The sequence below is a fragment of the Ohtaekwangia koreensis genome (assembly GCF_900167975.1).
Lineage (GTDB): Bacteria > Bacteroidota > Bacteroidia > Cytophagales > Cyclobacteriaceae > Ohtaekwangia > Ohtaekwangia koreensis.
The window spans coordinates 549,754-574,715 of the sequence record NZ_FUZU01000002.1; the positions used below are offsets into that span (position 1 = coordinate 549,754).

Below are 24,962 nucleotides of genomic sequence, written 5' to 3' on the forward strand. Positions count from 1 at the left end.
AAACGTTAAAATAAGACTATGTTTTCGCGCTCTTCGTGGCTTCATTTGAGAATACCGTTTTCTTACTACTTGATGCCGGTTTTCTTTTTTAGCCTTGCAATCTCTCCTAATCTAAGTGCGCAGCCGCTGTTGTGGACATTCATCGTTGTACATCTCTTCCTATACCCTGCCAGCAATGGCTATAACAGTTATTTCGACAAGGATGAAAAAAGTATAGGAGGCCTGAAGAATCCTCCGAAAGTAAAAAAAGATCTATACTATCTTTCCTTGCTCTTTGATGCAGTTGCAATTGTTCTTGCACTGATCAAGATCTCTCTTGTTTTTGCGATAATGATTTTTATTTACGGGCTCATTTCGAAAGCCTATAGCCATCCTGCTATACGGCTTAAAAAATATCCTATTGCCGGTTGGCTGATCGTGAGCCTGTTCCAGGGACTATTTGCATTCGTAATGTGCTACATTGGTATTAATCGTTTTCCATTGGAAAATGCCCTGAGGGCTTCGGTCATAATCCCTGGATTATTAAGCAGTGCGCTGTTAATGGGCACTTATCCTATGACACAGGTATACCAACACGACGAAGATTCAATTCGTGGAGATAAAACTTTTAGTTTGATGCTTGGCGTTCGCGGAACATTTTTATTTGTAGGCGCACTGTTTTCAATTGTATCGATCGGATATATACTTTATTTCAACGCGTTCTTTATAAATAATTATGCGTGGGTGTTTCTGGGAGCGATGTTCCCCGTGATTGTATTTTTCCTATATTGGTTTTTAAGAGTGATTCAGAATGAATCGAAAGCAGATCATAAACATACCATGTGGCTGAATTTTATTTCAGCCACATGTTTAAATATATTCTTCATCTACTTGTTGTTGGACTCAACACAGCTTTGGCAGATGTTTTGAGTATATATATAGTTGTTAGACGGTAGCCCCGGCTTTTTCAAGGAGGGCTTTGGTTGCACGAATACCTTCTTCCTCGCCCAAGGTTTGTCCTTCATACTCTATTCCTATGTACCCGCTATATCCCGCAGCCTTTACGATCGAGAGCATTTTTGAATAATCGGTTTCAACACAATTTCCTTGCGCATCAAACTCGTGTGTTTTGGCACTTACGCCTTTCGCATACGCCATTAACTCTTGTGTTCCTTTATAGCGATCGTATTCTTCAAGGCATTTTGTTTTCTCCCATGCCTCCGGTGTATTTGCTTCTGGTTTTGTGCGGTTAACACAGAAGTTACCAAAGTCTGGTAAGGTACCACAGTTGTCCATTTGCGTGGCCGCTATAACTCCACTCAACCACTGGCCATCGGAAGAGTAACCGCCATGGTTTTCAACAATAACATTTATACCGGTATTTTTTGCAAACTCGGAAAGCTTACGCAGTCCTTCTGTGGCAGCCTTGGCTACATCTTCTCTTTTACCTTCGCCTGCGGCATTCACACGTATAGAATGACAGCCCAAAAATTTCGCGGCTTCTACCCATTTGTAATGATTTTCAACAGCCTGTAAGCGCTTCTTTGCATCGGCATCTCCCAGTTCACCTTCGCCATCACACATAATCAACACGCTCGTTACACCGAGATCGTCACAACGCTTTTTAAGACCGGTAAGGTAAGCCTGATCTTTCGCTTTGTCTTTGAAAAACTGGTTTACATATTCAACAGCCGAAATACCAAAGTCATTCTTTGCTTTCGCAGGAAAATCAAGGTTCGTTAGTTTTCCTTCAAAAAGAGATTTGTGAAGCGACCACTCCGCCAGAGAGATCTTGAAAAATAAATCTTTGGGTTGCTCAACAGTTGCTGTTGTGTCTGTTGCTGCTTGCTGATTTTCACCGGAAGGCTTACTTCCACATGCTGACAAGAATGAAGCTCCTGCGGTTGCGCCAACGGTAATTAGTCCAAGTGAGCGAAGAAATGATCTGCGATTGGTTTCATGGTTCATGGTTGTAGGATGGTTGATGATGAATGGAAGTTAAAGAATTGATCTCGAAAAATTATCTGAACATCAATCAACGGTAAATATGCTTTGTGAAAGTCAAAACACTTCGCCATGTGTGTTGCGCATTATGATTCTGGCAACAGGTTTTACATTGATCGCTAAATTTATAGCAACGTTAGAGGCCCATTCATTGCCAAACAATTTCTGAATTTGCCTACCTGCCCAAATTCTGCCAGCAAAATTTTTTCTCCATTGATATATATAGTTTTTCTCAAGTTGCTCTCTTGAAAAACTTTCCTCCTCACAATACCGGATTACAAGTTCACTCAGAATTTTGGACGCGTGAATTGCCATTGCCATGCCGTTGCCACACAACGGAGTAATCATTCCTGCGGCATCGCCAGCCATCAGGATGTGATTGTCTACGAGTGATTTTGTTTCGAAGGAGATCTCGTTAATGACCTCTGGTTTTTCAAAAAGAAAATCAGCATTCTTAAAAACAGATTCCAGCAACGGGTTTTTGAAGAGCACTGCTTCCTCCATTTCACGAATGTTTTTATACTTCTTCACATTATCGCGATGTGTGAGATAACAGAGGTTTGTTTTGCCTTCTTCTATATTACTCATTCCACAATAGCCACCGGGAAAATTATGAAGAGCAATAAGGTCGTGTGGATGATCTGTTTTGAGATGATACTTTATACCTACATACGGAGAACGCTTCTGTATAAAAGACCTGTTGAGATGAACATCCATCTTCGATCTCTTTCCGAAAGCACCAATCACGATGTCAGCATATACTTCCGACCGTGATGTAGCAATGGCGAATTTATTATCCTGGAAAGAAACATTTTCTACGTCTGTATTTAGCCAGAATTCAGCTCCTGCTTCCTGAGCCTTGCTGTAAAGGAAGTTATCTAATATATAGCGACTGATTCCAAAACCGCCAAGATCAAGCGGCAGGATCTCATTTTTACCACTGATGGCAGAGAGTTGAAGCCTGTTAATTTGAGAAGGAGAAAATTCTTCCGGAAGAAGCTTAAGTGATTTTAAAAAGGGAATCGTTTCATTTGAAATATACTCTCCGCACACCCGATGAAATGGATATACTTTTCGCTCCACAACCAGCACCTCAATACCTTTGCGCGCTAAAATTATAGCCGAAATTAAACCGGCAAGTCCTCCACCTACGATTAAAATTTTTTTCAATTCTTGTCTAAAGTTTCCTTATTTGAGAATTCTTGGTGAAAAATAGTGGTCTGTAGTCAAAAAATTGCAACGGGCCCAATCTTGTTAAGTAACCTTTTACGTTTATATACTGTTACATAACCCAGTTGGCAATATGAAAACAATTATCAAAGATTCATCATCATCGGAGCCCATGCATATACTGCTTGTCGGCAATAATCCTATTGAATTGAGTTCGGTGCTGAAAAATCTGCAGGCGGTACAAGGCTTTAAAATTGTTACCGAGATAGCATTTGACTTAAAGAGCACAGTGGAAAGGCTTATTCGCTTTAATCCTAATTTCGCCATCATCGATGATAACCTGGGCAAAACAGAATTAAGGGAGACTATCCAAACGCTTTCGAGTAACAAGAAGACGAAAGATATTCCTATCATGGTCTTAAAGAACTCCAACTATAAAGAGGCGTTTGGCGGCAGCAATGTTTTGGACTATTTACTGAAACAAAATCTTTCGCCCGAAGCCATATATAATACCCTGAAGAATTCGCTTCGCTTTCGCAGAACGCAACTCTATCTATACCAAGTGTATCAAAAAAGAAAAGAGTTCTTGCTTAAGCTTTCGCATTAATCAAATCTGATCTTCGAGTGCAAATTCTTTTCGCATCCGCTGACCTTTTCTTTCTATCTCAAGGCGGATTTTCTTCTTTGGCTTGCTGTTAAAAAATCCATTGAGGTGGTTCAGGTTAAGCACTTGTGTGGTGATTCCGTTAATACTCGTAATGATATCGCCTGCTTGTATACCCGCTTTGTCTGCCACAGATTGTTTACGTACTTCCGTTACTTCAAACACATTTAGTTGTGAGCCCTTTGCTTTCACAATCAAACCACTCAAATTATAGTGAAATCCTTTTTTAAAGGAGGCGTTCTTCTTGATATAAATTTCTTCCTGGGGAAAATTAAAAATAACGGTAAAGCGGCTCATGATTTCCCCTCCGACAGCGCCATTACGAAAAACATTTCCGATTTTTATACTATCAGAATAACTATTGGGATCCGGAAAATTAGCGATCGCGTTATTTAATTTATAGGTTCCGAAATCTATAGACTTGATCCGTCCTACCTTACCAACAATCTCTCCGCCAAGTCCTCGGCCGATCACGCTGCTAACTACATGTTCCGGTACTATGATCCGCTGGTCTGTTGCCGGGTCGAGCATCAAACCGTGACTGGCTCCTGAGTCCATCAGTAATTTGGCGTTCATCGTTGTGCCATCCTGAAAAGATATAGGCGAAATAATATAGGGCTTTGTGTCTTCGATTTTCATGGGAAGCGTCTGGAATTTTCTTGGCTTCCTGAATTTATCTGGAGTGGTAAATGTGAGGAGTTTCTTTTCGTAGTCGATCTGAATAATGAAGCGACTGAACAATTCGTATCCTAATATACCATGCACATCCGTGCCGAGGTAGTTTCTAAGCTCCAGGTAATCTTCATCCAATACGAGCATCGCATGACCACGTCCCTGAATACCGGGCAGATCCAACGTTACATTGTTGGTAACATATGCGTCTACTAATTTTTCTCCGCCAGGGCCTGATATAGTATACTTGCGTGAGTACTGAAGATTGAGAATATCTGTAAATGTTTTTTGAGTAAGTATAGCCGTGCGTACACCGGTATCAAGGATAAATTTTAGCGGAAGGGAGTTGTTCAACACCACGGGAATAACAACGAGATTATTATAAATCTCTATAGGCATCTGTACTTTCTTCTGACCAGGAGGAAGAGAAAATCCTAATGTCTGAGCCGAAAGACTTTTAACACAAACAAGGGTAAAGAGCAAAGCCTGAATTATACGCACCATACAAACGTGTGAACCGTTATAGGTTATACGTCAAGATAAGTCAATTTGTGCGAATGTTTAGAGATTTTCTGTCTGGAGAGACGACAGAAGTTTTTCACTGGAATTTTCGATCAATAAAAAATCAAGGTTGGATGCGCGAAGGAATCCCGCGTCAACCATCTTCTGCATTTGATCCAGCAGAGCATTGAAGAATTCAGCAATGTTAAGTAAACCAACGGGTTGGCTAATGATCCCAAGCTGCTTCCATGTAAGTATCTCAGCAAGCTCGTCGAGTGTACCCCAACCACCGGGTAACGCTATAAATGCATCCGACAGGTCGGCCATTCTTTTTTTGCGTTCGTGCATGGAGTTAACAACTTCGAGGCGAGAAAGTCCGCGGTGACCAACTTCACGTTGTAACAGGAAATCAGGAATGACTCCTATAACTTCTCCTCCGTTTTTCATAATAGCATCTGCTATGACGCCCATAAGGCCAACGTTGCCTCCGCCATACACGAGTGTATGACCTTGTGAAGCCATTAACTCGCCCAATTCTTTTGCAGCAGTTTCATAGACCGAATTATGGCCTAATGAAGAGCCGCAGAAAACACAGATGTTCATGAATTACTTAGAAGCGAAATGACTTCTTAGAATTTGTTGTCATGCTTGTTCTTGCTCACCATCTTATTGGGGAAGATCCAAGGTGAAACGATCGCTAAAATAAATAATGCGATTACTACGAAAAAAGGCCACCATGATGCTACGTCCATAACTTATTATTTTTAGGCCCGTAAAAATAGGTTCTCTATTAGTATTTTGTATCAGAAGATTGAAAAATTGTTTTGAATAACGATCTTGGAGCCGAGGCCATTTATTGATTATGAAGAAATTTTTGATTTTTACCGGTATAGCGATTGTCGTGTTAATCCTGCTGGGCCGGGTAACAATGTACTATATGAAAAAACAAACCAAATCTTTCAGTCCGGAAGAAGAGGTTGTTTTTAACGATGGAGACCTTACGGTGAAGGTTTTTTACAATCGACCGTCTAAAAAGAACCGTGAAATTTTTGGCAAACTTGTGCCGTACGGAGTGGTGTGGCGTACCGGAGCCAACGAGGCGACAACTTTTGAAACCACGGGCGACCTTCAGTTTGAAGGGAAGACATTGAAAAAGGGTAAGTACTCTTTGTGGACGATTCCAGGAGCAGAAACCTGGACTATCATTTTCAATTCGGAATTTGGTCAGTGGGGTGTTAGTTCCGGTGGTGATGCAAACAGAGATCCTTCCCGCGATGTTGTAAAACTTGATGTGCATGCCGTGCAGCAGGAAAGACAATTCGAGCAATTCACAATTGCTTTTGAAAAAGTAGGAGAAGATGCTGAGATGGTTCTTATCTGGGATAAAACACTCGTTGCTGTTCCGTTTTCATATTAACGAAATAGAGAATTCATTTATAGAAAAAGAGGTAAGCGTAATGCTTACCTCTTTTCATTTATAGTCTGGGTATACAATTGTCGTTATCGGGCAACTGCTTTAACAATCAGTTTCCTGTTTTCAGGAGATGTCGCCGGTATAGCATTGCCAAAGTATTTAAGATTTTTAGGATCCGAACCTTGAGCTATCAGGAAATCGATCACGGCCTGAGCTTGTAACAGTGTACGATCATTGTGATATGTTCTTCTTACTAATACTGTATCAACATTATCAAGTCTGGTATGGATTGAATCTACCGTTAATTCAGTAAGGTCTGCCGATGATCTTATAGTATCCTCCGTATAACCATTCAGTAAGACCTGAATTTCAAATTTCAACGATGGATTAGCTTTTGCTATACGCGACAAACGCTTCAATTCATCATCAGACGATGCATCAAGCACAGCAGAATTAGGCTTGAAAGATACATTCAATTGTATTTCATCGCCTGCCTGAAGCTGCTTCAAAGTAATGTTTACTTTCTCCTTTTGCGGAATTTTATCGGACGTCAAGTCAAATGATCTTGTAAAGAAAGATACATTACTTTGTTCCGGATCAACTGACATTGCATAACGTGTTCCTTCTAACAGAAAAATAGAATACGCTCCATTCGCAGAAGGTCGCCCGCTGTATGCACGCTTGTTGGTAGCAAGATCTGTGATCGAAATATAGGCGGGTATAGCAGCCCCAGTGTTATCCGTAATTTTACCTTCCACAATCATCAAGCCGCGTGGCTTTATTTCAGCAGGAATTAAAAACTCGGTGATCTCTGAATTTTTTCTGGCGCCTGGCGATTCTTTTAGCAAGTATCTTCCTAACGCGGCTACACTAACGTACTGATCATCTTTTTCTGTGTTTACAAAATCAAGCGCTATAGGGCTTGTCCAGCTCCCTCCTTTAAATTTACTCATATAGAGATCCATGCCGCCTTTATTTGGAGCAAGTTTATCAGAGGAAAAAATCAGCGTTTCGCCATCAGCCATAATACGTGGTGTCTGCGAGTTTCCTGCATTGATCGCAGCTGGTAACTCTACAGGCTCCTCCCATTGACCGTTCGATTTCTTTTTTGCAGAGAAGATCTTGCAACCACTCGCTTTGCTTTGATCCATTTTATCGCAGCGCATAAAATATATTGTATTACCATCACCCGTAAATGAAGGCGAGCCATCATTGGTTTTGGAATTGATCGGGAGCATTAAATTCTCAGGCTGACTCCAGGTGCTTCCTGTAAGTTCTGAGGAGAATATATCATAGCCACCAATCACCGGAGACTTTGCGCACGTGAAGTATAATTTTTTTCCATCGGCACTCAGAGCATATCCTTTAAAAAAATTTAACCGCGTGTTCAAGTGTTTCGGAAGGTCTGCAGGTTCTTTCCAATCTGATTCGCGTGAAGTATATAAAATATTAAGCGCGCCATCCTGACCATTGTTTGCAACAAACAACAGTGCATTTCCATCGAGGCTGATGTAGGGAGCGGAGACATCCAGCGAAGGGTGATTTATAATACTGGGCAACCTCCGAACTTTCGCCTGGCTCAAAACATTAGATGCAATACTTACCAATAACAACAGCACAGCTATTTTTCTCATAAAGATTTTTAAGTGATTGATAAAATTAGCGAAATCTATGGTGGCAGAAAGCAAATTCGTTGCCGTGAATAATTTTCAGTTTTTCAGCTACCACAAGGGTTTTTCAGCTTTGCATCGTAACTTGGCTGCTCAGAAAATTCAGTATAATGATCCAGGTAATCCCATCTATTGCCATTCGGAAAGGAAAGGTCGTGAAGATGCGCAAAGGCGATCCGACCAGTGAGAAGGCCTATAATGAAAATCCTCTTGACCTGGCCAAGCGCTTCGAGGATCATGGCATTGAAGTAGTACATCTTGTTGATTTGGATGGTGCAGAAAAAGGAGCACCTGTTAACTGGGCTGTGCTGGAAACGATCTCTGGCTATACAGATTTGAAAATAGATTTTACCGGAGGGATTTCGACCGATGGTGATATTAGCAAGGCGTATGAATTCGGAGCTGACTATATCACAGCTGCGAGTATCGCTGTTACCAACCCGGAGCTGTTTGCTTCGTGGATTATATCCTACGGTCGTGAGAAAATAACGCTGGGTGCAGATGTTGTTGATCGTACTACAAAAGAACTTTTGTTCAGAGGATGGCAACGCAAAACACAAACTAAACTATTCGAACAACTGGAATACTTTTATTCACGTGGATTGAAGTACGTGAAGTCTACCGATGTTTCGCGTGATGGTGTTCTTGAGGGGCCAGCCTTCGATTATTACGAAGAGATCATCAAAACCTTTCCGGAAATATGTGTACTGGCCAGTGGCGGTGTTCGCGGTGTGGACGACATCAAACGTCTTAATGATATGGGCGTGTTTGCTGTAATCTTCGGAAAAGCATATTACGAAGGTATCCTTAACCTCAAAGACCTTGAACAGTTTCTGGTTAAGAAAGAATCTTAATTACTTTATTATAGTATCCTGATTATTTACGGAAGAAATCTTTCTTTCACTTTACAGATATATACTTGAGCTCCGATCGTTATAACCAACGTGGCGTTTCCGCCTCCAAAGAAGATGTTCACCAGGCCATCAGCAAACTGGATAAAGGTCTTTTTCCAAAAGCATTCTGCAAGATCGTTCCGGACTATTTAGGTCTTGACGAAAATTTTTGCACGGTGATGCATGCTGACGGAGCAGGAACAAAATCATCACTGGCTTATATATACTGGAAAGAAACCGGAGACTTGTCGGTTTGGAAAGGTATAGCGCAGGATGCTATCATCATGAATATTGATGACTTGCTTTGTGTGGGAGCGACTGAAAATATACTTCTTTCCTCCACTATCGGTCGTAATAAAAATCTTATACCGGGAGAAGTTATAGCAGCTATAATCAATGGCACAGAAGAGGTGTTGGAGATGCTGCGCAAGCACGGATTAAACATCATTAGTACTGGGGGTGAGACTGCAGATCTTGGTGATCTTGTAAAAACCATTGTTGTTGATAGCACAGTTGTATCGCGGTTAAGAAGAAAAGACGTGATCGACAACAGCCGGATCAAAGCCGGAAATGTTATCGTTGGATTAGCCTCTTATGGACAAACCTCTTACGAAGATTCTTATAACGGAGGTATGGGGAGTAATGGATTAACATCTGCGCGTCATGATGTTTTCCATAAAGACTATGCTATAAAATATCCGGAGTCTTTTGATGGAAGTATCTCTGCTGACCTGGTATACTCGGGAAGTTATAAAGTAACGGATAAAGTTGAAGGTTCTCCGCTCGATGCCGGCAAGCTTGTACTTTCCGCTACCCGCACGTATGCTCCGGTTATTATTGAAGTTTTGAAAAATCTTCGATCACAAGTTCACGGCATGGTGCATTGCAGTGGTGGTGCTCAAACAAAAGTGCTTCACTTTGTAGATGACGTTCATATTGTAAAAAATAATATGTTCGATATACCTCCGCTGTTTAAGCTTATTCAGGAGCAAAGTAAAACAGATTGGAAAGAGATGTATAAAGTTTTCAATATGGGCCATCGTATGGAGCTATATCTTGACGAGAAGTATGCTCAGGATGTCATTTCAATCGCCCAAAGTTTTAACATGGAAGCACAGATCATCGGTTATGTAGAGAAATCTGATTCCAAAAAAGTAACAATCAAAAGTAAAGTAGGAGAGTTCAGCTATTAAAAGAAATGCCCGGTATATATACCCGGGCATTTTTATATTCATTATATACACGCCTCTGCGGGTATAATTTAGCAGCTTATTTTCCCAACGCGGTTCGCGTGTCTTCCCCCTTCAAATTTTTCAGTAAGAAAACGGTTCACAATTTTCTCGGCGTCATCCAGAGAAATGAAGCGTGCCGGAATACAAACTATATTAGCATCATTGTGTTGGCGTGAGAGGCTAGCAAGTTCTTCCGTCCAACAGATCGCAGCGCGAATGCCTTGATGTTTATTCGCGGTAATAGCCACTCCGTTGGCACTGCCACAAACCAATATACCCTGATCAAATTCTTTACTCTCTACGCCATTGGCAACCGGATGAGCAAAGTCTGGATAATCCGCGGAGGCGGTGCTATAGGTTCCAAAATCTTTATACGTATAGCCATTCGCTTCTAACCATTTGCGAAGAGCTTCCTTGTATTCAAATCCAGCGTGGTCGCTGCCGATCGCTATTTTTTTCATGACGGAGATGGTGTTGATTGTTGTTCGCGTAAGCGTTCTTCCGCTTCTTCTTTCAATTTTTGTTTCTCTACTCTGGCCGATATTATAATACTGATTTCAAAAAGCAGATACAATGGAATCGAGATCAGCGTTTGGCTGAGCGGATCCGGAGGAGTGATGATAGCCGCTATAACAAGAATAATTACGACTGAATGTTTTCTGTATTTTCTCAAAAAAGCGGGCGTAACCAATCCTATTTTAGAAAGGAAGTATATAACTACGGGTAATTGAAATAATAATCCGCTACCAAACACGAGTGTTACCACGGTAGAAACATACGATGTGATATCGAACTCATTTCGGATCATGTCACTGATCTGGTAGTTTACCATGACGTATACCATGAGCGGAGCGATGACATAGTATCCGAATAAAATTCCTGAGAGGAATAGGAGAGAAACAGAAGCCACAACGCCTGTTGAGTTTTTACGCTCATTTACTTTAAGACCTGGCTTTATAAATCTCCACAGCTCCCAAACAACATAGGGAAATGCGAATACGAGTCCAATTATAAAAGCAGCTACGATTGTAATGGTAAACTGCCCTGTCATAAAACGACTTTGCAATTCGAGCTGGATGTCTTCGATACATAAATCCTGTGAGCTGAACGCCTGACCGAGCTTACAGAACATTCTCCAAGTCCAGAAATTTGATTTCGCTGGTGCCAGAATTACATTGGTGAAAATCCACTTTACTTGTACAAAAGCGAAGATTGTGAATATAACAATAGCAGCCAGAGAACGAATAACATGCCACCGGAGCTCCTCGAGGTGATCGAGAAATGACATTTCCTTTTCTCCACTTTCTTCTTCAATCGGATCCTGATCTAATGGCATGGTTATATAAAAATTATAAAAGACCTTCTTAATTTTTAATCAACTAAGAAGGTCCGCTGGATATTTTTCAAATTAATAAAGTGGAAACTTTTCCATCAAGCGGTTTACTTTCTTCTTCACCGCCTTCAGTTGTTTTGTGTTATCAACATTCTGTAGTGCTTCATCGATCAGTTCAACAACTTTCACTACGTCTTTTTCTTTCAAGCCGCGCGTTGTGATTGCTGGTGTTCCTACACGCATACCCGATGTTACCATAGGTGATTGCGTATCGAATGGAACCATGTTTTTATTAATCGTTATATCAGCTTGAATCAAGGATTCCTCAGCTTGCTTACCGGTTAATTTTTTCGAACGAAGGTCGATTAGCATCAAGTGATTGTCTGTACCTCCGGATATAATTTTATAGCCACGGTCAAGAAATGCCTGTGCCATTGCTTTTGCATTCTTGGCAACCTGTACGATATACTCCATGTATTCATCGGACAATGCTTCCTGAAAAGCAATTGCTTTTGCAGCGATCACGTGCTCCAATGGTCCACCTTGCGTTCCCGGAAATACACCTGAATCCAGTATAGACGACATTTTTCTAAGTTCACCCTTCGGGGTTTTCAGTCCGAAAGGATTATCAAAGTTTTTACCAACAAGGATAAGTCCTCCGCGTGGACCGCGAAGTGTTTTATGTGTAGTGGTCGTTACAATGTGGCAATGCTCCATTGGATCTGTTAGCAATCCACGCGCGATCAGACCAGCAGGATGCGAAATGTCGGCAAGCAAAAGTGCACCAACGCTATCTGCTGCTTCACGAAGTTTTTTATAATCCCAGTCACGGCTATACGCAGATGCACCACAGATAATCATCTTTGGTTTTTCACGCTTCGCTGTTTCAATTACTTTATCGAAATCAATAACGCCAGTAGCTTCTTCAACACCATAAAATGTTGGCTGATACAATTTACCAGAGAAGTTTACAGGAGAACCATGGGTAAGGTGACCACCATGTGATAAATCAAAACCTAGAATTTTGTCGCCAGGTTTTAAGCAGGCCAGCATAACTGCTGCGTTTGCCTGTGCTCCGGAGTGAGGCTGAACGTTTGCCCATTCCGCTCCAAATAATGCCTTTGCACGATCAATTGCTAATTGCTCGATCTCATCCACTACCTCGCATCCACCATAATAGCGTTTTCCGGGAAGACCCTCCGCATATTTATTCGTCAACACGGTGCCCATCGCCTTCATCACTTGTTGAGAAGTGAAGTTTTCAGAGGCAATTAATTCAATACCATGTTGCTGGCGTTGTTTTTCCTTTTCAATGAGGTCGAAAATAACTTTATCTCTTTTCATCAGGTAAGTAGTTTGTTTCTTATGGATCAGATATAGTCTGCAGGTATATTACATTAAGCGGATACCTTGTATGGGTTCATTGTGAACGGGTTTAAAAGAAGGCCCAAAAATAGGATTAGGATACCGGCTATTGAAATGATTGTCAGTATTTTTTACGAACGATTAAAAATGAATGATGTCGGTATCAGGAGGAGGAAATCCAAGTAATCTTCCCATGATCAGAATCTGACCTTTATGATGAAATTCATGTGTAAGGACGTGCGTGAAAATTTCTAAGGGAGATCGTGTTATTTCCCGGGGAGGAGTTCCGGCTCTTCCTGAAACATCCGCTGACGAACCATTCTTAAAATTCTCCAGAAATTCTTCTACAAGTACATCTACATCCTGATAAAGGCGTTGCAGCGTATGAAGATTGGAAACGTCATTGATCGGGATATAGGCCAGATTTTTTTTCAACGCAAAGTTGCCAAGCCAGAAAGTATACACATGCGCAATGTGCACCAACAGATCAGATATACTTTTCGAATTAAAAGTATCGACCTTAAAAAATAATTTTTCTCCAACGTGATGATAGTAATCCATAGCAACGGCACGTGAAGCACGAACGAGCTGATATTGTTTCACGGCATATTCCATAACTCACATTAGCCTAAAATATCTTACCAGGAACCACTGCTTCCTCCTCCGCCAAAACTTCCGCCACCTCCGGAAAATCCTCCACTGCTGCGGCCGCTGCTACCCGATCCCCATCCTGAAGCTGAAGACCAGCCACTTCCGCCAGAGCGGTTAGTATTATTCATTTTTGTCGCCATCCGTTTTCCCCATTCAGTTTTGCTCATCAGTATTTTAACAATCGGAAATCCGATAGCATATATACCTAGCACCACTATGCCACCAGTCACACCAAAAACTACCATGGGAAACACAGCGTAAAACGGAATTAAAAATGCATACAGAAACCAACCCATGCAGCCTTGTACAAAAAGACCAAGTGCTGTGAATATACCAAGTATACCAAAAATGAACGCGCCAATAAGCAAACGCTCCTTCCAATTCATTTCTACTTGTAAAGTGTCTTCTTCGGAAGCATTGTCAACGGCTGAATATTCATTTTTAATGGCAGTTACAATTGCTTGTACACCGCTTGTTACACCGCTGTCATATTGGTGATCTCGAAACCGGGGAGCAATTTCATTTCGAATAATGCGACTTGTAACGGCATCCGTCAAAACACCTTCCAAGCCATAACCAACTTCAATCCGCATTTTTCTATCGTCAACAGCAATAAGCAGCAACACACCATTGTCGTTATTCTTTGAACCAAGCTTCCATACATCGTGGGCTACACGCAGAGAATATTCTTCCAGCACATCGCCATTGAGCGATGGTATAATGAGAACAGCAATCTGATTCGTGGTTGAATCTTCGTGAGCCTGAAGCATCACTTCCAGGTTGTCTACTGTAGTTTGCGAAAGTATATGCGCTTCATCATGCACGCGATGACCCCACAACTCAGGAACGGCGCGCTGTGCAAACGCGGTAAGGTTAGTAAGTATGCAAAAGATCAGTATTAACTTTTTCATCTTTACCTATATTTCGCAGCTATATATCTTGTCGCTACCAGGAATCGCTGGATCCTCCTCCGCCAAAACCGCCACCGCCACCGAAATCAGAACCGGAGCCCCATGAACCGGAGCTCGATCCAAAACCACCTCCGCCAATCGGACCAATCCATCCACCACGGGATGACCATCCGCCACCACCGCCACCACCGCGTCTTTTGGCCGCTAAAATTATAATTACGAGTATCACCAGTAATGTAAATAGCGGAGAACTTTTGCGTTTTCTTTTTTGAGTAGTAGGAGGTGCATCATTTACATACTCTCCTTTTATGGACTGAATGATGGCCATCACGCCAGCCTTTACGCCTCCATCAAAATCTCCTTGTCTAAAATGCGGAGCAATCTCATTTCGGTTGATACGACTTGAAAGTGCGTCCGTTAATACGCCTTCCAATCCGTAGCCAGTCTCGATGCGGACAAGCTTATCGTTAATGGAGATTAACAGGAGCACACCATTGTCTCTATCTTTTTGACCAAGCTTCCATTTTTCTGCAACACGAAGTGAATAGTCTTCAAATGCATCGCCATCCAATGATGGTATAATTAGTACTGCAATCTGGTTCGATGTTGAATCGCGTTCTGCTTTAAGAATCTTTTCGAGCTCAGATTTTGTCGCTTCAGATAATACGTTGGCTTCATCGTGTACCCATTTACCTCCATGTTCGGGAACAGTTCTTTGAGCGAAAGACAGAAGAGGTATAAATATAAGGCAGAGAAAAATTCTAAATGTCATGAGTGAAAGCGGGTGGTTAGGCATGGAGATATACATTTCAGATCAGCGGTCGAAGCGAAGTTCATCTCCCAGTTCATTCGTATCATCTTCTGTTTTATAAAAACCTTTCTCCAATAAAATCTCACCACAACGTTTGATAGAAATTTCAAGACCCTCCACGAGTTTGCCTGCACGTATATGTGTTATCAATTCCGAAACAATTTTATCCCACTGCTTTTGGTCTACGACTTTGCTGATCCCTTTATCAGCCATAACAATTACTTCGTGCTCAAAGAATGAAATAAAGATCATGATGCCCGTGCGGTGTTTGGTGTTGAAAACTTCTTCCTGCAAAAAAGCATTTTCGGCACGCTGGCGTGTAGAGTAATCGAGATGATGCTGGCTTACCAGCATTTTCTTTAATGGATCTATAAAATTTGGAAGTACTGCACCGACAACACCTCCAAGAATTACTATTATAAAAATAAAAACGGGATCGTAGTAAAGTGTATTCTCCGCGTCTGTAATTACATAGCGATCGAATATAATCATGAAAATAAATACGAGTGATGCACCTATTAAACTGCCGCGATAATTACCTTCCGAATAGTGGCCACTGCGTTCAACAATCACAGGTACAATTTCACCAGAGATTTTGTCTTCCGCATTTTTCACGGCTTCCTGTATACGTTTCAGGTCGCTATCTGAAAATTTGTGTTTGAGATTCATAATTCTTTGTTCGTTGAACTTTGGGTAAAGCAATCTGCTTTAATCACAGATTCTTTTATTTCCGTTGGCGTTTAAAAATGTTTTTGCAACACTAAAGGAGTTGGATTATGCTGGAATAAAGTTACTTACTCGCGTTGTCATAAAAAAACATGATCAAACACAAACAAATTAAAAAACCAATTTATAGCTTTCCGTCCGAAGCAGATTAACAGGTATCTTCATAAAGCTTTAGTCGGGAATGTTAATTTAATATTTCAAAAATTATGGAAGAATTCTTTACCGGCACATTGGGCGCTACAGAAAATGTTTTCAGTTTCCTGATTCTTCCGTTGCTGATTTTTTTCGCGCGCATTACGGATGTATCCATCAATACCATCCGTATCATTTATGTTTTAGGAGGCAGAAAAACAACGGCCACTATACTCGGATTTTTCGAATCGTTTGTGTGGCTGATGGCCATTCGCCAGATTTTCGAACATCTGGATAACTGGATTTGTTATGTTGCTTATCCCGCAGGTTTTGCCATGGGTATTTTTGTAGGCATGATCATAGAGGAGCGCATCGCGTACGGAAAAGTAATTGTGCGGATCATTACACGAAAAGAGGTTTATCACCTGCTTGCTTTTTTAACATCACAGCAATTCAGATATACTCATGTGGATGCTGAAGGTCCGGACGGACATGAGAATCTTGTGTTTACAGTTTTGGAAAGAGAACATTTGGAAGACTTGTTATTAAAACTGAAAGAAATTTTACCAAGTGCTTTTTATACAGTTGAACGAGTTAATCGTGCCGCAGAAAGTGGAACGATTGTTCAGGAGTCAACGCGATGGAGTATAGGCTCGTGGTTAAAAAGTATAAAGAGAGATTAGCGATTTTAAATTTTATTTTCCGTATTACATATTAAACAACTCTATGAAAGCATTACGTTTTGTGGTTTTATTTTTTGTAGTCTGCGCCTTTACAAATCCAGCGAAGCTAGTCAAACTTGAATATATCTTTAAAGTAGGAGACGTGCATGAGTGGGTCCAGGTTTCGAAACAAACGATCACTCAAGATATACCTGGTGCCGGAGAAATGACAATCAAAGTTGCTATAGATGGTGGTATGCAGTTGAAGGTTGTTGAACTTACTGGCAAAGGAGCGAAAGTGCAGACTACATATTCGAAAATTAAAATGATCATGAATATGCCTCCGCCTATGGGTGATGTTACCATGGACAGCGAAGGAGCAGATGATAATATGCAGAACAAAATGATGAAGAGTATGACTCAGAAACCTTTCTTCATCTATATGAATAAAGAAGGCATTATTGAAAAAGTTGAAGGCACCGAGAATTTATACTCTGGCATTTCCGAACTTGGTTTAGAAGCTGCTGCCGCTGCACAGGCAAAGCAATCGCTTCAACAAGCGATGAGTGAGCAATCGATCAAGGCAAGTATTGAGATGTCGCTGATGCAGTACTCTCCAGCAAAAGTGAAAACTGGTGACACCTGGAAAAACACTGTAAGCACGGCATTAAATTTTCCAATGCAAATTAACAACACATGGACCTTTGAAAAACTGGAAGGCACTGTTGCTTCTATCACCAGTGATGGTACCGTTGTAACTACAGATAAGGAAAAGACAACAACCATCAACGGAATGCAAGCGAAGGTTGATTTGAACGGCCGACAAATGACAAAAGGTACCGTGGATATAAAAAGTGGATGGCCTATAAAAATGGAAGTGATCTCAGAGATTAAAGGCAAGATGACTTTATTAGCCGGAGGTATGCTTCCTCAGGATACCGATGTACCCATGGAGATTCTAAGTGAGAGTACATTTACAATCAAGTAAAAAACAAAAAGGATGGAGCACTTAACTCCATCCTTTTTTATGATATAGTTCAAAAAGCTTTTTATACCTCCGCCATCATTCTTAAAATATCTTCTATATACTCGCGTGAGTTAGAAAGACGTGGTACTTTATTTTGTCCGCCAAGTTTACCACGACTTCTCATCCAATTATAAAAGGTTCCCTCCTCAACGCTGTGCACAACAGGTTCAATAAGCGCAAGGTTATGCGCACGTTTAGCATCGTAGTCGGAATTAATCTCACGAAGTGTCTTATCAAGGAGTCTCGTGAATTCTTCCATGCTCGATGGCTTTACTTTAAATTCTACAAGCCATTCATGCCCGCCTTTTTTTCCATGCGCCAGATATATAGGCCCAGCTGTAAAATTCTCGATGATCGCTCCCGTCAGGTCACACGCTCTGGATATAGCAGTCTCGGCATTTTCAACAATAAGCTCTTCACCAAAAGCATTGATGTAATGCTTGGTGCGTCCTGAAATTTTTATGCGATAAGGAGCAAGCGAAGTAAATTTGATTGTATCGCCAATGTTATAGCGCCATAAACCTGCATTGGTAGAAATGACCATTGCATAGTTCGTGTTGAGTTCTACTTCGCTTAAAGGAACAGCGCGTGGATCTTCTTTTTCCAGTTCTGCTATAGGAACGAATTCGTAGAAAACACCATAATCGAGCATGAGTAATAGCTCTTCCGAATCACGCTGATCTTGTATACCGAAGAAGCCTTCGCTTGCATTATATATTTCCCAATAACGCATTTTATCCGATGGAATAAGCGCTTTAAAAAGCGCACGATACGGTGCGAAAGAAACGGCTCCGTGAAAAAAAGCTTCCAGGTTCGGCCAAACCTCAAGTATATTATTCTTTCCTTCTAGCTCAACAACCTTTTGAATCAAGAGAATTGTCCACGTGGGTACGCCTGCTATATTCGTAACATTATCACGCGCGGTCTCGCGCGCCATCTTTTCAATCTTCTCTTCCCAATTTCCCATCAACGCGGTTTCGAGACTTGGCGTCCGGATGAATTGCGCCCACTGCGGAAGGTTTTGCATAATGACAGCAGAAACATCTCCATAGTACGAACTCGCGCTCGGGTCAAAATCATTGATCTGATGACTTCCTCCAACAGCAAGGCCCTTACCATCAAATAAAGTTGTATCCGGATAATTGTTGACGTAGAGTGAGATCAGGTCCTTGCCACCTTTGAAGTGACAATCTTCCAAGGCTTCTTGTGATACCGGTATAAATTTACTGCGTGCATTTGTAGTGCCCGATGATTTTGAAAACCATTTTATTTCCGTTGGCCATAAAATGTTTTGTTCACCGCGCATGAGGCGCTCTATCGAAGGGAAAAGTTTTTCGTAAGTATGTATAGGTACACGACTGCGAAATTGATCGTATGTTTGAATGCTGCTGAAATCATACTGTATACCAAACTCTGTTGTACGAGCAGTCTGTATTAATTTCTTGAAAATCTCATCCTGTACCTCATGCGGATATTTCATGAAGAGCTCCATTTGATGGATGCGCTTCTTCATTACCCATGTCAATATAGAATTGATTAGTCCCATTGCAGTTTACAGCAAAATCAAAAATAAGAAAACTTGCCGATTGAATGGTGGCTTAAAAAGTATCAGCGGAATTAAAAAGTAATTATAATCCCTCAGATGGATCACTCCATTGCTCTTCTTTCGGAAGGGTGAGTTTTGACCTTTTCAATTCAAAGTTCTGACCAAGATAAACTTTCCGTACTTGTGGATCGCTCGCTAGTTCATGTGCTGTTCCTGATTTGAAAAGTTTTCCGTCTACCATCAAGTAAGCGCGATCGGTTATAGATAATGTTTCATCAACATTATGATCTGTAATAAGAATACCGATGTTTTTGTTTTTCAGTTTTGCTACAATGGTCTGGATTTCTTCAACAGCGATTGGATCTACACCGGCAAAGGGTTCATCCAGTAATACAAACTTCGGATCAACGGCCAGGGCACGCGCAATTTCTGTTCTTCTACGCTCTCCTCCGGAAAGAGACATGCCGTAGTTCTTGCGCACTTTATGAAGACTGAATTCTTCTATCAATTCATCAACTTTCTCTTTACGTTGCTGACTTGTAAAATCACGCATTTCCAGAACGGACATGATGTTTTCTTCAACTGTGAGTTTTCTGAAAACAGAAGCTTCCTGCGCTAAATATCCCAGTCCGATACGGGCACGCTGATACATCGGCAATGGTGTTATCTCACGATCATCAAGAAAAATCTTTCCTTCATTCGGTTTGATGAGCCCAACAATCATATAGAACGAAGTTGTTTTACCGGCACCGTTAGGTCCCAATAGCCCTACGATTTCACCTTGAGCCACTTGTACAGACACATCATTCACAACGGTCCGCGTTTTATACTTCTTTATTAAATGTTCGGCACGCAATATCATGGTCTAATGAAATTTAATGTCTTTGATTCTTAATTGAATAGAGGTTGTTCCGTTGAAAGTATTCTCTTCTACTGTAAATGCCATTTTAAAAACATCACGTTTCGAAAGTCTGTCGTAATGTTCAATCAGGTCGAATCCTACTGCCTGAAAAACACAATCACTTCCTTCTTGTCCGGCCAGGAAACGCACATGTTTATCTTTAAAGCTAGACAAGGAATTGAAAACATATATATTGTTCGCCTGAAAAACAGGGCGTTGACTTTCGGGACCAAAAGGAGCCATTTGCTTCAACACATTTAAAAACTTTTGCGAGATCATATTGAAATCAAGGGGCATGTCAATTTCAATAACCGGAGTCAGCATGTCCTCCGTTATTGTTGACGATACTACTTCTTCAAATCTGCGTTGAAATAATTCAAGGTTCTGAATGTCGAGTGTTAGGCCTGCGGCATATTTATGACCACCAAATTTTTCCAACAGATCGCTGCATTCAAGTATAGCATTGTAAAGGTCAAAGCCATTTACGCTTCTTGCCGAGCCCGTAATTTTGTTATTTGATTCTGTCAGTATCACAGTTGGTCTATAATATTTCTCTACACACCGTGCAGCAACTATGCCAATTACTCCCTTGTGCCAGGTGTTCTTAAAAAGAACTGTTGATTTTGCTGAACGCAGTGTTGCATCATTCTCAATCATCGCGATTGCTTCTTCAGTTATATCAGAATCAAACTGCTTACGAAGGTCGTTCTTGATATTTACTTTACCAGCAAGGTCGTTCGCTTCTTCTTCTGTTTTTGCTATCAGCAGATCTACCGCGGCACGAGCATGTGCTACGCGACCCGCAGCATTAATGCGTGGACCAAGCGTAAAAACAATACCGGAAACATCAAGATCATTTTTTATAGCAGCAATTTCCTTTAGTGCCTTTAATCCTGGAGAAGGGTCTTCATTCAATTTTTTTAATCCGAAATGCGCAAGCGTTCTGTTTTCACCATTGATCGGTACTATATCTGATGCAATGCTTACAGCAACAAGGTCGAGGTATGGCGCAAGTTCCTGTTCATCGCGGTAGCGTTTTGCATAAGCCTGAATTAGTTTGAAGCCAATACCACAACCACTAAGTTCTTTGTACGGATAATTACAGTCGTTTTGCTTTGGATCCAGTACTGCTATAGCGTTTGGTATATTATTGTCGGGCAAGTGGTGATCGCAGACTATAAAATCGATGCCTTTATTGTTAGCGACATCGATCAGTTCTGATGATTTGATTCCACAATCCAAGGATATAATTAAAGTATATCCATTTTGTTCAGCCCATTCAACTCCTGCCAACGATACCCCATAACCCTCCGCGTAGCGGTCGGGGATATATACTTCACACTTTCCATAAAAATTATGAATGTAACTATATACCAATGAAACGGCTGTTGTTCCATCAACATCATAGTCGCCATAGATGAGAATCTTCTCGCCTGAATCAATTGCCTTCTTCATGCGATCCATGGCTTTATCCATGTCCTTCATCAGAAATGGATCATGAAGATGATCGAGCGAAGGGCGAAAAAATTTCTTAGCATTTTCAAAATCAGTTATTCCTCGCTGAATAAGAATAGATGCTAAACTGTGATTTATGTTAATTGCCTGAGAAAGCTTTTCTATTTCCTCTTGTGAGGGTATCTCTTTTTGAATCCATCTTCTATACATCTGCTTAGTTTGATTCGAAATTGATATTGCCTTGAACACCACCAATGCCACTGGCACTATCTGTTCCCGGCAAACCGTCCTTTCCATTTTTTCGTGATGGGCCTAAACCGGCTGGTCCATGATATCCGCCTCTTCCTGCGGAGCCTGCTACACCGCCGTAAATTTTAACAACAATTTGTTTTCCTATCAATTCTTTAATCCTTGGATTCTTTGCATTGTCCAACGTCAACGTTCCACCATTTGCACCGTTTCCGCCTTGGCCGGCATTTCCTCCATTGGCGCCATCGCCACCGGCACAATGAACAGTGCCGGTGCTTCCTCCTCCGCCATTTCCTCCATCACCACCTTTACCTCCATTTCCTCCACTTAAATCTATAACCAGATTTCCATTCATGGTTATTCTCTCAAGGTACAGAAAAAGGTTGATGCCCGCTGTCCCATCGAGACCCCTTCCTCCGTTTCTTCCTGGCAAACCAGGGCTACAAGGAATTGTAGGACTCACACCATTTCTTCCGTTTCTTCCAGGTTTCCCATCTATACCTCTTCCATCAATAATGCAATGATTACCGAAGATCGCCCATTTAACGCGCACGAAGTTTTCGCGCTTCAATTTGTTAAGCACTAATCGTGATGAGTCCATCATGATTAATGTATCAGCAACCAGGATATCCGATTGACCCAAATCGAATACTTCATTCTTTTTGATAACAAGCTTACCAACACGAATCTGAGCCAGCACTGTAACGGGCAAAAGTGTTACTAAAATCAAGAGGTATTGTAAACGAGTCATTCTACAAAAATAAAGCAGGGGTGATCTTTTGAAAATTATTCGATGCTGTAAATAGATAGACTTGTAATAAACAAAAAAAGCAGTGTTTTACCACTGCTTTTTATATCTAAACAGATTTGATTTTTTACTTTGAACTTTCTGCTGGCTTTTCGTTTACTACGCCTTCCAGAACGTCTTTTATTTCGACACGCTGACCATCCTTGTAGGGAACAATCCAGGCATCTTTCACTCCCATCTCGCGCATATATTTTTTGAATGTGTCGGCTTCCCAATAATCACGGAAAATTCCGATTGTTACTTTTTGAGGCTCGCCTTCCTTTACTTCACCACCGAAGTTCGGGTTGTTGTCAAAATATTTTGCAAGGTCCTTATTTTTGAAAGCACCGATCTGCACTTTGAAAACTACGCCTTTCGAAAAATCCATAGGATTAATCACTGGCGCTTCTTTGAGTTGGGAGAGTTCGGCTTTTGCTGCTGTAAGTTGTCCTCGGCTTTGTGTGAGTTCATCTTCCAGTTGAACAATCTTAGCATCTTTATCACTGATCTGGCTTTGCATCTGCGTAACCTTTTGATTCAGGGAAGACACCTGGGATTCCGCAGCCTGTTTCTCTTCTGTCATTTGTTTCAGGCTCTCGGGACTTTTAGAAAATTCTTTGGCTTTTTTCTTCCACTCCTTCTTTTCTTGTTTAGAGAGCTGTGCAAAAACTAGTGAAGATGAAAAAATGAAAGCCAGACAAAAAAATAAAGTAAGTCTACATTTCATGGCTTGTTTGTTTAAAACTCATTAAAAGTACAAATAATTTTTTTATGTTTTGAAGGAAGCCTCTATTTCTCAAAGACTTCCAACCATGTTTTCGGGTCTTACCCATTGGTCGAACTGCTCGGATGTAAGCAAGCCGAGTTCAACAGCAGCTTCGCGAAGCGTCTTGTTTTCCTTGTGTGCTTTCTTTGCAATCTTCGCTGCGTTCTCATAACCAATGTGCGTATTCAAGGCCGTAACTAACATCAATGAATTTTCAAGATGCTGTTTTATTACCGGCTCATTCGGTTCTATACCTTCTGCACATTTATCATTGAATGATACGCAAGCATCTCCGATCAGGCGAGCAGATTGAAGGACGTTTGCTGCAATCACAGGCTTAAACACATTCAATTCAAAATGACCGGTGGAGCCACCTATAGAAACTGCCACATCGTTTCCGATTACTTGTGCGCATACCATCGTTAAAGCTTCGGGTTGCGTTGGATTCACTTTGCCTGGCATAATAGAAGAACCTGGCTCGTTATCCGGAATAACAATTTCGCCAATGCCACAGCGAGGGCCGGAACTCAGCATTCTGATATCATTCGCTATTTTCATTAAAGAAACAGCAGAGCGTTTCAATGCGCCTGATAATTCTACCATCGCATCGTGTGCTGCCAGTGCTTCGAATTTATTGGGTGCCGTTACGAAAGGAAGGCTTGTTAACTCTGCGATTTTTTTCGCAACAAGTACATCATATCCCTTTGGTGTGTTAAGTCCTGTACCAACTGCTGTTCCGCCAAGTGCTAATTCACGAACAACCTCGAGTGCATTTTTTACTGCACGCATGCTGTTGTCAATTTGTTGAACGTATCCTGAAAATTCCTGACCTAATGTTAGTGGTGTAGCATCCATAAAATGTGTGCGACCAGTCTTCACTATATTTTTATAGGCTTCTGATTTTTTTGCAAGTGTATCGCGAAGCTTCTTCATCCCTGGTAGGGTAATATCAACTACTTGTTTATAAGCAGCGATGTGCATGGCTGTCGGAAATGTGTCATTCGATGATTGAGATTTATTCACATCATCATTAGGATGAAGCACTTTTTTGTCGTCTGTTAATTTACCGCCTTGCATAACGTGGGCACGATACGCGATAACTTCATTTACGTTCATGTTACTTTGCGTGCCTGATCCAGTTTGCCAGATCACCAATGGAAATTCACTATCCAGCTTTCCCGTAAGGATTTCATCACAAACTTTTGCAATCAGATCTTTCTTATCAGCTGCTAAAACGCCCAATTCATGATTGGCTATAGCGGCAGCTTTTTTAAGATAAGCAAAAGCATAAATGATTTCCTTTGGCATACTGGCTTCCGGACCGATCTTAAAGTTGTTGCGGGAACGTTCCGTTTGGGCTCCCCAGTATTTATCAGCGGGAACCTGAACTTCACCCATAGTGTCTTTTTCAATGCGATAGCTCATAGCAGAATTTTTATTT

General features: G+C 41.2%; 25 protein-coding genes. 7 read left to right on the plus strand and 18 right to left on the minus strand.

The genetic code is table 11. The annotated features are described in order from the left end of the window. The first annotated feature begins 18 nt into the window (after positions 1 to 18). Positions 19 to 909: a UbiA family prenyltransferase gene (locus tag B5Y40_RS15340; protein ID WP_079687673.1), complete on the plus strand. Its 891-nt coding sequence runs from the start codon at positions 19 to 21 to the stop codon at positions 907 to 909. A gap of 15 nt (positions 910 to 924) precedes the next feature. On the opposite strand, the gene B5Y40_RS15345 is transcribed toward B5Y40_RS15340, so the two are convergent. Both B5Y40_RS15345 and B5Y40_RS15350 read right to left on the minus strand, forming a co-directional pair. Next, complete coding sequence (locus tag B5Y40_RS15345; RefSeq protein ID WP_079687674.1) at positions 925 to 1,947, minus strand: sugar phosphate isomerase/epimerase family protein; 1,023 nt, start codon at positions 1,945 to 1,947, stop codon at positions 925 to 927. Positions 1,948 to 2,040: 93 nt separating this feature from the next. Then, positions 2,041 to 3,153 carry an NAD(P)/FAD-dependent oxidoreductase gene (locus B5Y40_RS15350; RefSeq protein ID WP_079687675.1) on the minus strand — a complete coding sequence of 371 codons (1,113 nt, stop codon included), beginning with the start codon at positions 3,151 to 3,153 and terminating at the stop codon, positions 2,041 to 2,043. Between the two features lie 133 nt (positions 3,154 to 3,286). Between B5Y40_RS15350 and B5Y40_RS15355 the strand changes: the two genes are divergently transcribed. Then, the gene (locus B5Y40_RS15355; protein ID WP_079687676.1) at positions 3,287 to 3,760 is read left to right on the plus strand and encodes a hypothetical protein; all 474 of its coding nucleotides are present in this window, start codon (positions 3,287 to 3,289) and stop codon (positions 3,758 to 3,760) included. On the opposite strand, the gene B5Y40_RS15360 is transcribed toward B5Y40_RS15355, so the two are convergent. After that, the gene (locus tag B5Y40_RS15360) at positions 3,761 to 4,993 is read right to left on the minus strand and encodes an aspartyl protease family protein (RefSeq protein WP_079687677.1); all 1,233 of its coding nucleotides are present in this window, start codon (positions 4,991 to 4,993) and stop codon (positions 3,761 to 3,763) included. 57 nt (positions 4,994 to 5,050) lie between these two features. Further along, positions 5,051 to 5,593 carry an LOG family protein gene (locus tag B5Y40_RS15365; RefSeq protein WP_079687678.1) on the minus strand — a complete coding sequence of 181 codons (543 nt, stop codon included), beginning with the start codon at positions 5,591 to 5,593 and terminating at the stop codon, positions 5,051 to 5,053. A 259-nt stretch (positions 5,594 to 5,852) separates the two neighbouring features. Between B5Y40_RS15365 and B5Y40_RS15370 the strand changes: the two genes are divergently transcribed. Continuing rightward, the gene (locus B5Y40_RS15370; RefSeq protein ID WP_079687679.1) at positions 5,853 to 6,407 is read left to right on the plus strand and encodes a DUF2911 domain-containing protein; all 555 of its coding nucleotides are present in this window, start codon (positions 5,853 to 5,855) and stop codon (positions 6,405 to 6,407) included. Between the two features lie 83 nt (positions 6,408 to 6,490). On the opposite strand, the gene B5Y40_RS15375 is transcribed toward B5Y40_RS15370, so the two are convergent. Beyond that, on the minus strand, positions 6,491 to 8,038 hold the full coding sequence (locus tag B5Y40_RS15375; RefSeq protein WP_079687680.1) for a PD40 domain-containing protein: 1,548 nt from the start codon (positions 8,036 to 8,038) through the stop codon (positions 6,491 to 6,493). A gap of 146 nt (positions 8,039 to 8,184) precedes the next feature. On the opposite strand from B5Y40_RS15375, the gene B5Y40_RS15380 reads away from it, so the two are divergent. Both B5Y40_RS15380 and B5Y40_RS15385 read left to right on the plus strand, forming a co-directional pair. Further along, positions 8,185 to 8,928 carry a 1-(5-phosphoribosyl)-5-[(5-phosphoribosylamino)methylideneamino]imidazole-4-carboxamide isomerase gene (locus B5Y40_RS15380; protein ID WP_079687681.1) on the plus strand — a complete coding sequence of 248 codons (744 nt, stop codon included), beginning with the start codon at positions 8,185 to 8,187 and terminating at the stop codon, positions 8,926 to 8,928. 65 nt (positions 8,929 to 8,993) lie between these two features. After that, positions 8,994 to 10,160, plus strand: a complete 1,167-nt coding sequence (locus tag B5Y40_RS15385) for an AIR synthase related protein (RefSeq protein WP_079687682.1) — start codon at positions 8,994 to 8,996, stop codon at positions 10,158 to 10,160. Positions 10,161 to 10,228: 68 nt separating this feature from the next. On the opposite strand, the gene rpiB is transcribed toward B5Y40_RS15385, so the two are convergent. The 7 genes from rpiB to B5Y40_RS15420 form a co-directional block, all read right to left on the minus strand. Next, positions 10,229 to 10,660 (minus strand): ribose 5-phosphate isomerase B, encoded by a 432-nt coding sequence (gene rpiB / locus B5Y40_RS15390; RefSeq protein ID WP_185145731.1) that lies wholly within the window; start codon positions 10,658 to 10,660, stop codon positions 10,229 to 10,231. Next, entirely contained in the window at positions 10,657 to 11,535 is an 879-nt protein-coding gene (tatC, locus tag B5Y40_RS15395; RefSeq protein ID WP_079687684.1) for a twin-arginine translocase subunit TatC, read from the minus strand. The genes rpiB and tatC overlap by 4 nt, the downstream gene beginning before the upstream one ends. A gap of 72 nt (positions 11,536 to 11,607) precedes the next feature. After that, entirely contained in the window at positions 11,608 to 12,876 is a 1,269-nt protein-coding gene (gene glyA, locus B5Y40_RS15400; protein WP_079687685.1) for a serine hydroxymethyltransferase, read from the minus strand. Positions 12,877 to 13,038: 162 nt separating this feature from the next. Then, positions 13,039 to 13,500: a DinB family protein gene (locus B5Y40_RS15405; protein WP_159453713.1), complete on the minus strand. Its 462-nt coding sequence runs from the start codon at positions 13,498 to 13,500 to the stop codon at positions 13,039 to 13,041. A gap of 35 nt (positions 13,501 to 13,535) precedes the next feature. Continuing rightward, complete coding sequence (locus B5Y40_RS15410; RefSeq protein WP_079687687.1) at positions 13,536 to 14,459, minus strand: TPM domain-containing protein; 924 nt, start codon at positions 14,457 to 14,459, stop codon at positions 13,536 to 13,538. A gap of 34 nt (positions 14,460 to 14,493) precedes the next feature. Further along, entirely contained in the window at positions 14,494 to 15,231 is a 738-nt protein-coding gene (locus B5Y40_RS15415) for a TPM domain-containing protein (RefSeq protein WP_159453714.1), read from the minus strand. 42 nt (positions 15,232 to 15,273) lie between these two features. After that, the gene (locus B5Y40_RS15420; protein WP_079687689.1) at positions 15,274 to 15,939 is read right to left on the minus strand and encodes a TPM domain-containing protein; all 666 of its coding nucleotides are present in this window, start codon (positions 15,937 to 15,939) and stop codon (positions 15,274 to 15,276) included. A 263-nt stretch (positions 15,940 to 16,202) separates the two neighbouring features. Between B5Y40_RS15420 and B5Y40_RS15425 the strand changes: the two genes are divergently transcribed. Together B5Y40_RS15425 and B5Y40_RS15430 are read left to right on the plus strand one after the other, a co-directional pair. Then, positions 16,203 to 16,811, plus strand: coding sequence for a DUF2179 domain-containing protein (locus B5Y40_RS15425; protein WP_079687690.1), 609 nt, complete (start codon positions 16,203 to 16,205; stop codon positions 16,809 to 16,811). A gap of 43 nt (positions 16,812 to 16,854) precedes the next feature. Next, entirely contained in the window at positions 16,855 to 17,778 is a 924-nt protein-coding gene (locus B5Y40_RS15430; protein WP_079687691.1) for a DUF6263 family protein, read from the plus strand. A 61-nt stretch (positions 17,779 to 17,839) separates the two neighbouring features. Here the strand turns inward: B5Y40_RS15430 and B5Y40_RS15435 are convergent, their stop codons facing one another. From B5Y40_RS15435 to fumC, 6 genes are all read right to left on the minus strand, one after another. Continuing rightward, the gene (locus B5Y40_RS15435) at positions 17,840 to 19,363 is read right to left on the minus strand and encodes a GH3 auxin-responsive promoter family protein (protein ID WP_079687692.1); all 1,524 of its coding nucleotides are present in this window, start codon (positions 19,361 to 19,363) and stop codon (positions 17,840 to 17,842) included. 82 nt (positions 19,364 to 19,445) lie between these two features. Continuing rightward, complete coding sequence (gene lptB, locus B5Y40_RS15440; RefSeq protein ID WP_079687693.1) at positions 19,446 to 20,225, minus strand: LPS export ABC transporter ATP-binding protein; 780 nt, start codon at positions 20,223 to 20,225, stop codon at positions 19,446 to 19,448. 3 nt (positions 20,226 to 20,228) lie between these two features. Continuing rightward, positions 20,229 to 21,929 (minus strand): single-stranded-DNA-specific exonuclease RecJ, encoded by a 1,701-nt coding sequence (gene recJ / locus B5Y40_RS15445; protein ID WP_079688452.1) that lies wholly within the window; start codon positions 21,927 to 21,929, stop codon positions 20,229 to 20,231. Positions 21,930 to 21,933: 4 nt separating this feature from the next. Then, positions 21,934 to 22,719, minus strand: a complete 786-nt coding sequence (locus B5Y40_RS15450; RefSeq protein WP_079687694.1) for a hypothetical protein — start codon at positions 22,717 to 22,719, stop codon at positions 21,934 to 21,936. Positions 22,720 to 22,843: 124 nt separating this feature from the next. Continuing rightward, positions 22,844 to 23,482: a coiled-coil domain-containing protein gene (locus B5Y40_RS15455; protein WP_079687695.1), complete on the minus strand. Its 639-nt coding sequence runs from the start codon at positions 23,480 to 23,482 to the stop codon at positions 22,844 to 22,846. Between the two features lie 69 nt (positions 23,483 to 23,551). Next, the gene (gene fumC, locus B5Y40_RS15460; protein ID WP_079687696.1) at positions 23,552 to 24,946 is read right to left on the minus strand and encodes a class II fumarate hydratase; all 1,395 of its coding nucleotides are present in this window, start codon (positions 24,944 to 24,946) and stop codon (positions 23,552 to 23,554) included. Between the last annotated feature and the right edge of the window lie 16 nt (positions 24,947 to 24,962).

Excerpts from the sequence above, each read along its gene's own strand:
- recJ (WP_079688452.1), bottom strand. The coding sequence starts at position 21,929 with ATGTATAGAAGATGGATTCAAAAAGAGATACCCTCACAAGAGGAAATA.
- B5Y40_RS15355 (WP_079687676.1), top strand. The coding sequence starts at position 3,287 with ATGAAAACAATTATCAAAGATTCATCATCATCGGAGCCCATGCATATA.
- B5Y40_RS15410 (WP_079687687.1), bottom strand. The coding sequence starts at position 14,459 with ATGAAAAAGTTAATACTGATCTTTTGCATACTTACTAACCTTACCGCG.
- B5Y40_RS15415 (WP_159453714.1), bottom strand. The coding sequence starts at position 15,231 with ATGACATTTAGAATTTTTCTCTGCCTTATATTTATACCTCTTCTGTCT.
- B5Y40_RS15380 (WP_079687681.1), top strand. The coding sequence starts at position 8,185 with ATGATCCAGGTAATCCCATCTATTGCCATTCGGAAAGGAAAGGTCGTG.
- B5Y40_RS15450 (WP_079687694.1), bottom strand. The coding sequence starts at position 22,719 with ATGACTCGTTTACAATACCTCTTGATTTTAGTAACACTTTTGCCCGTT.
- glyA (WP_079687685.1), bottom strand. The coding sequence starts at position 12,876 with ATGAAAAGAGATAAAGTTATTTTCGACCTCATTGAAAAGGAAAAACAA.
- B5Y40_RS15360 (WP_079687677.1), bottom strand. The coding sequence starts at position 4,993 with ATGGTGCGTATAATTCAGGCTTTGCTCTTTACCCTTGTTTGTGTTAAA.
- B5Y40_RS15430 (WP_079687691.1), top strand. The coding sequence starts at position 16,855 with ATGAAAGCATTACGTTTTGTGGTTTTATTTTTTGTAGTCTGCGCCTTT.
- B5Y40_RS15340 (WP_079687673.1), top strand. The coding sequence starts at position 19 with ATGTTTTCGCGCTCTTCGTGGCTTCATTTGAGAATACCGTTTTCTTAC.
- tatC (WP_079687684.1), bottom strand. The coding sequence starts at position 11,535 with ATGCCATTAGATCAGGATCCGATTGAAGAAGAAAGTGGAGAAAAGGAA.
- B5Y40_RS15365 (WP_079687678.1), bottom strand. The coding sequence starts at position 5,593 with ATGAACATCTGTGTTTTCTGCGGCTCTTCATTAGGCCATAATTCGGTC.
- B5Y40_RS15375 (WP_079687680.1), bottom strand. The coding sequence starts at position 8,038 with ATGAGAAAAATAGCTGTGCTGTTGTTATTGGTAAGTATTGCATCTAAT.
- B5Y40_RS15370 (WP_079687679.1), top strand. The coding sequence starts at position 5,853 with ATGAAGAAATTTTTGATTTTTACCGGTATAGCGATTGTCGTGTTAATC.
- B5Y40_RS15425 (WP_079687690.1), top strand. The coding sequence starts at position 16,203 with ATGGAAGAATTCTTTACCGGCACATTGGGCGCTACAGAAAATGTTTTC.
- rpiB (WP_185145731.1), bottom strand. The coding sequence starts at position 10,660 with ATGAAAAAAATAGCGATCGGCAGCGACCACGCTGGATTTGAATACAAG.
- B5Y40_RS15435 (WP_079687692.1), bottom strand. The coding sequence starts at position 19,363 with ATGGGACTAATCAATTCTATATTGACATGGGTAATGAAGAAGCGCATC.
- B5Y40_RS15420 (WP_079687689.1), bottom strand. The coding sequence starts at position 15,939 with ATGAATCTCAAACACAAATTTTCAGATAGCGACCTGAAACGTATACAG.
- B5Y40_RS15345 (WP_079687674.1), bottom strand. The coding sequence starts at position 1,947 with ATGAACCATGAAACCAATCGCAGATCATTTCTTCGCTCACTTGGACTA.
- fumC (WP_079687696.1), bottom strand. The coding sequence starts at position 24,946 with ATGAGCTATCGCATTGAAAAAGACACTATGGGTGAAGTTCAGGTTCCC.
- lptB (WP_079687693.1), bottom strand. The coding sequence starts at position 20,225 with ATGATATTGCGTGCCGAACATTTAATAAAGAAGTATAAAACGCGGACC.
- B5Y40_RS15455 (WP_079687695.1), bottom strand. The coding sequence starts at position 23,482 with ATGAAATGTAGACTTACTTTATTTTTTTGTCTGGCTTTCATTTTTTCA.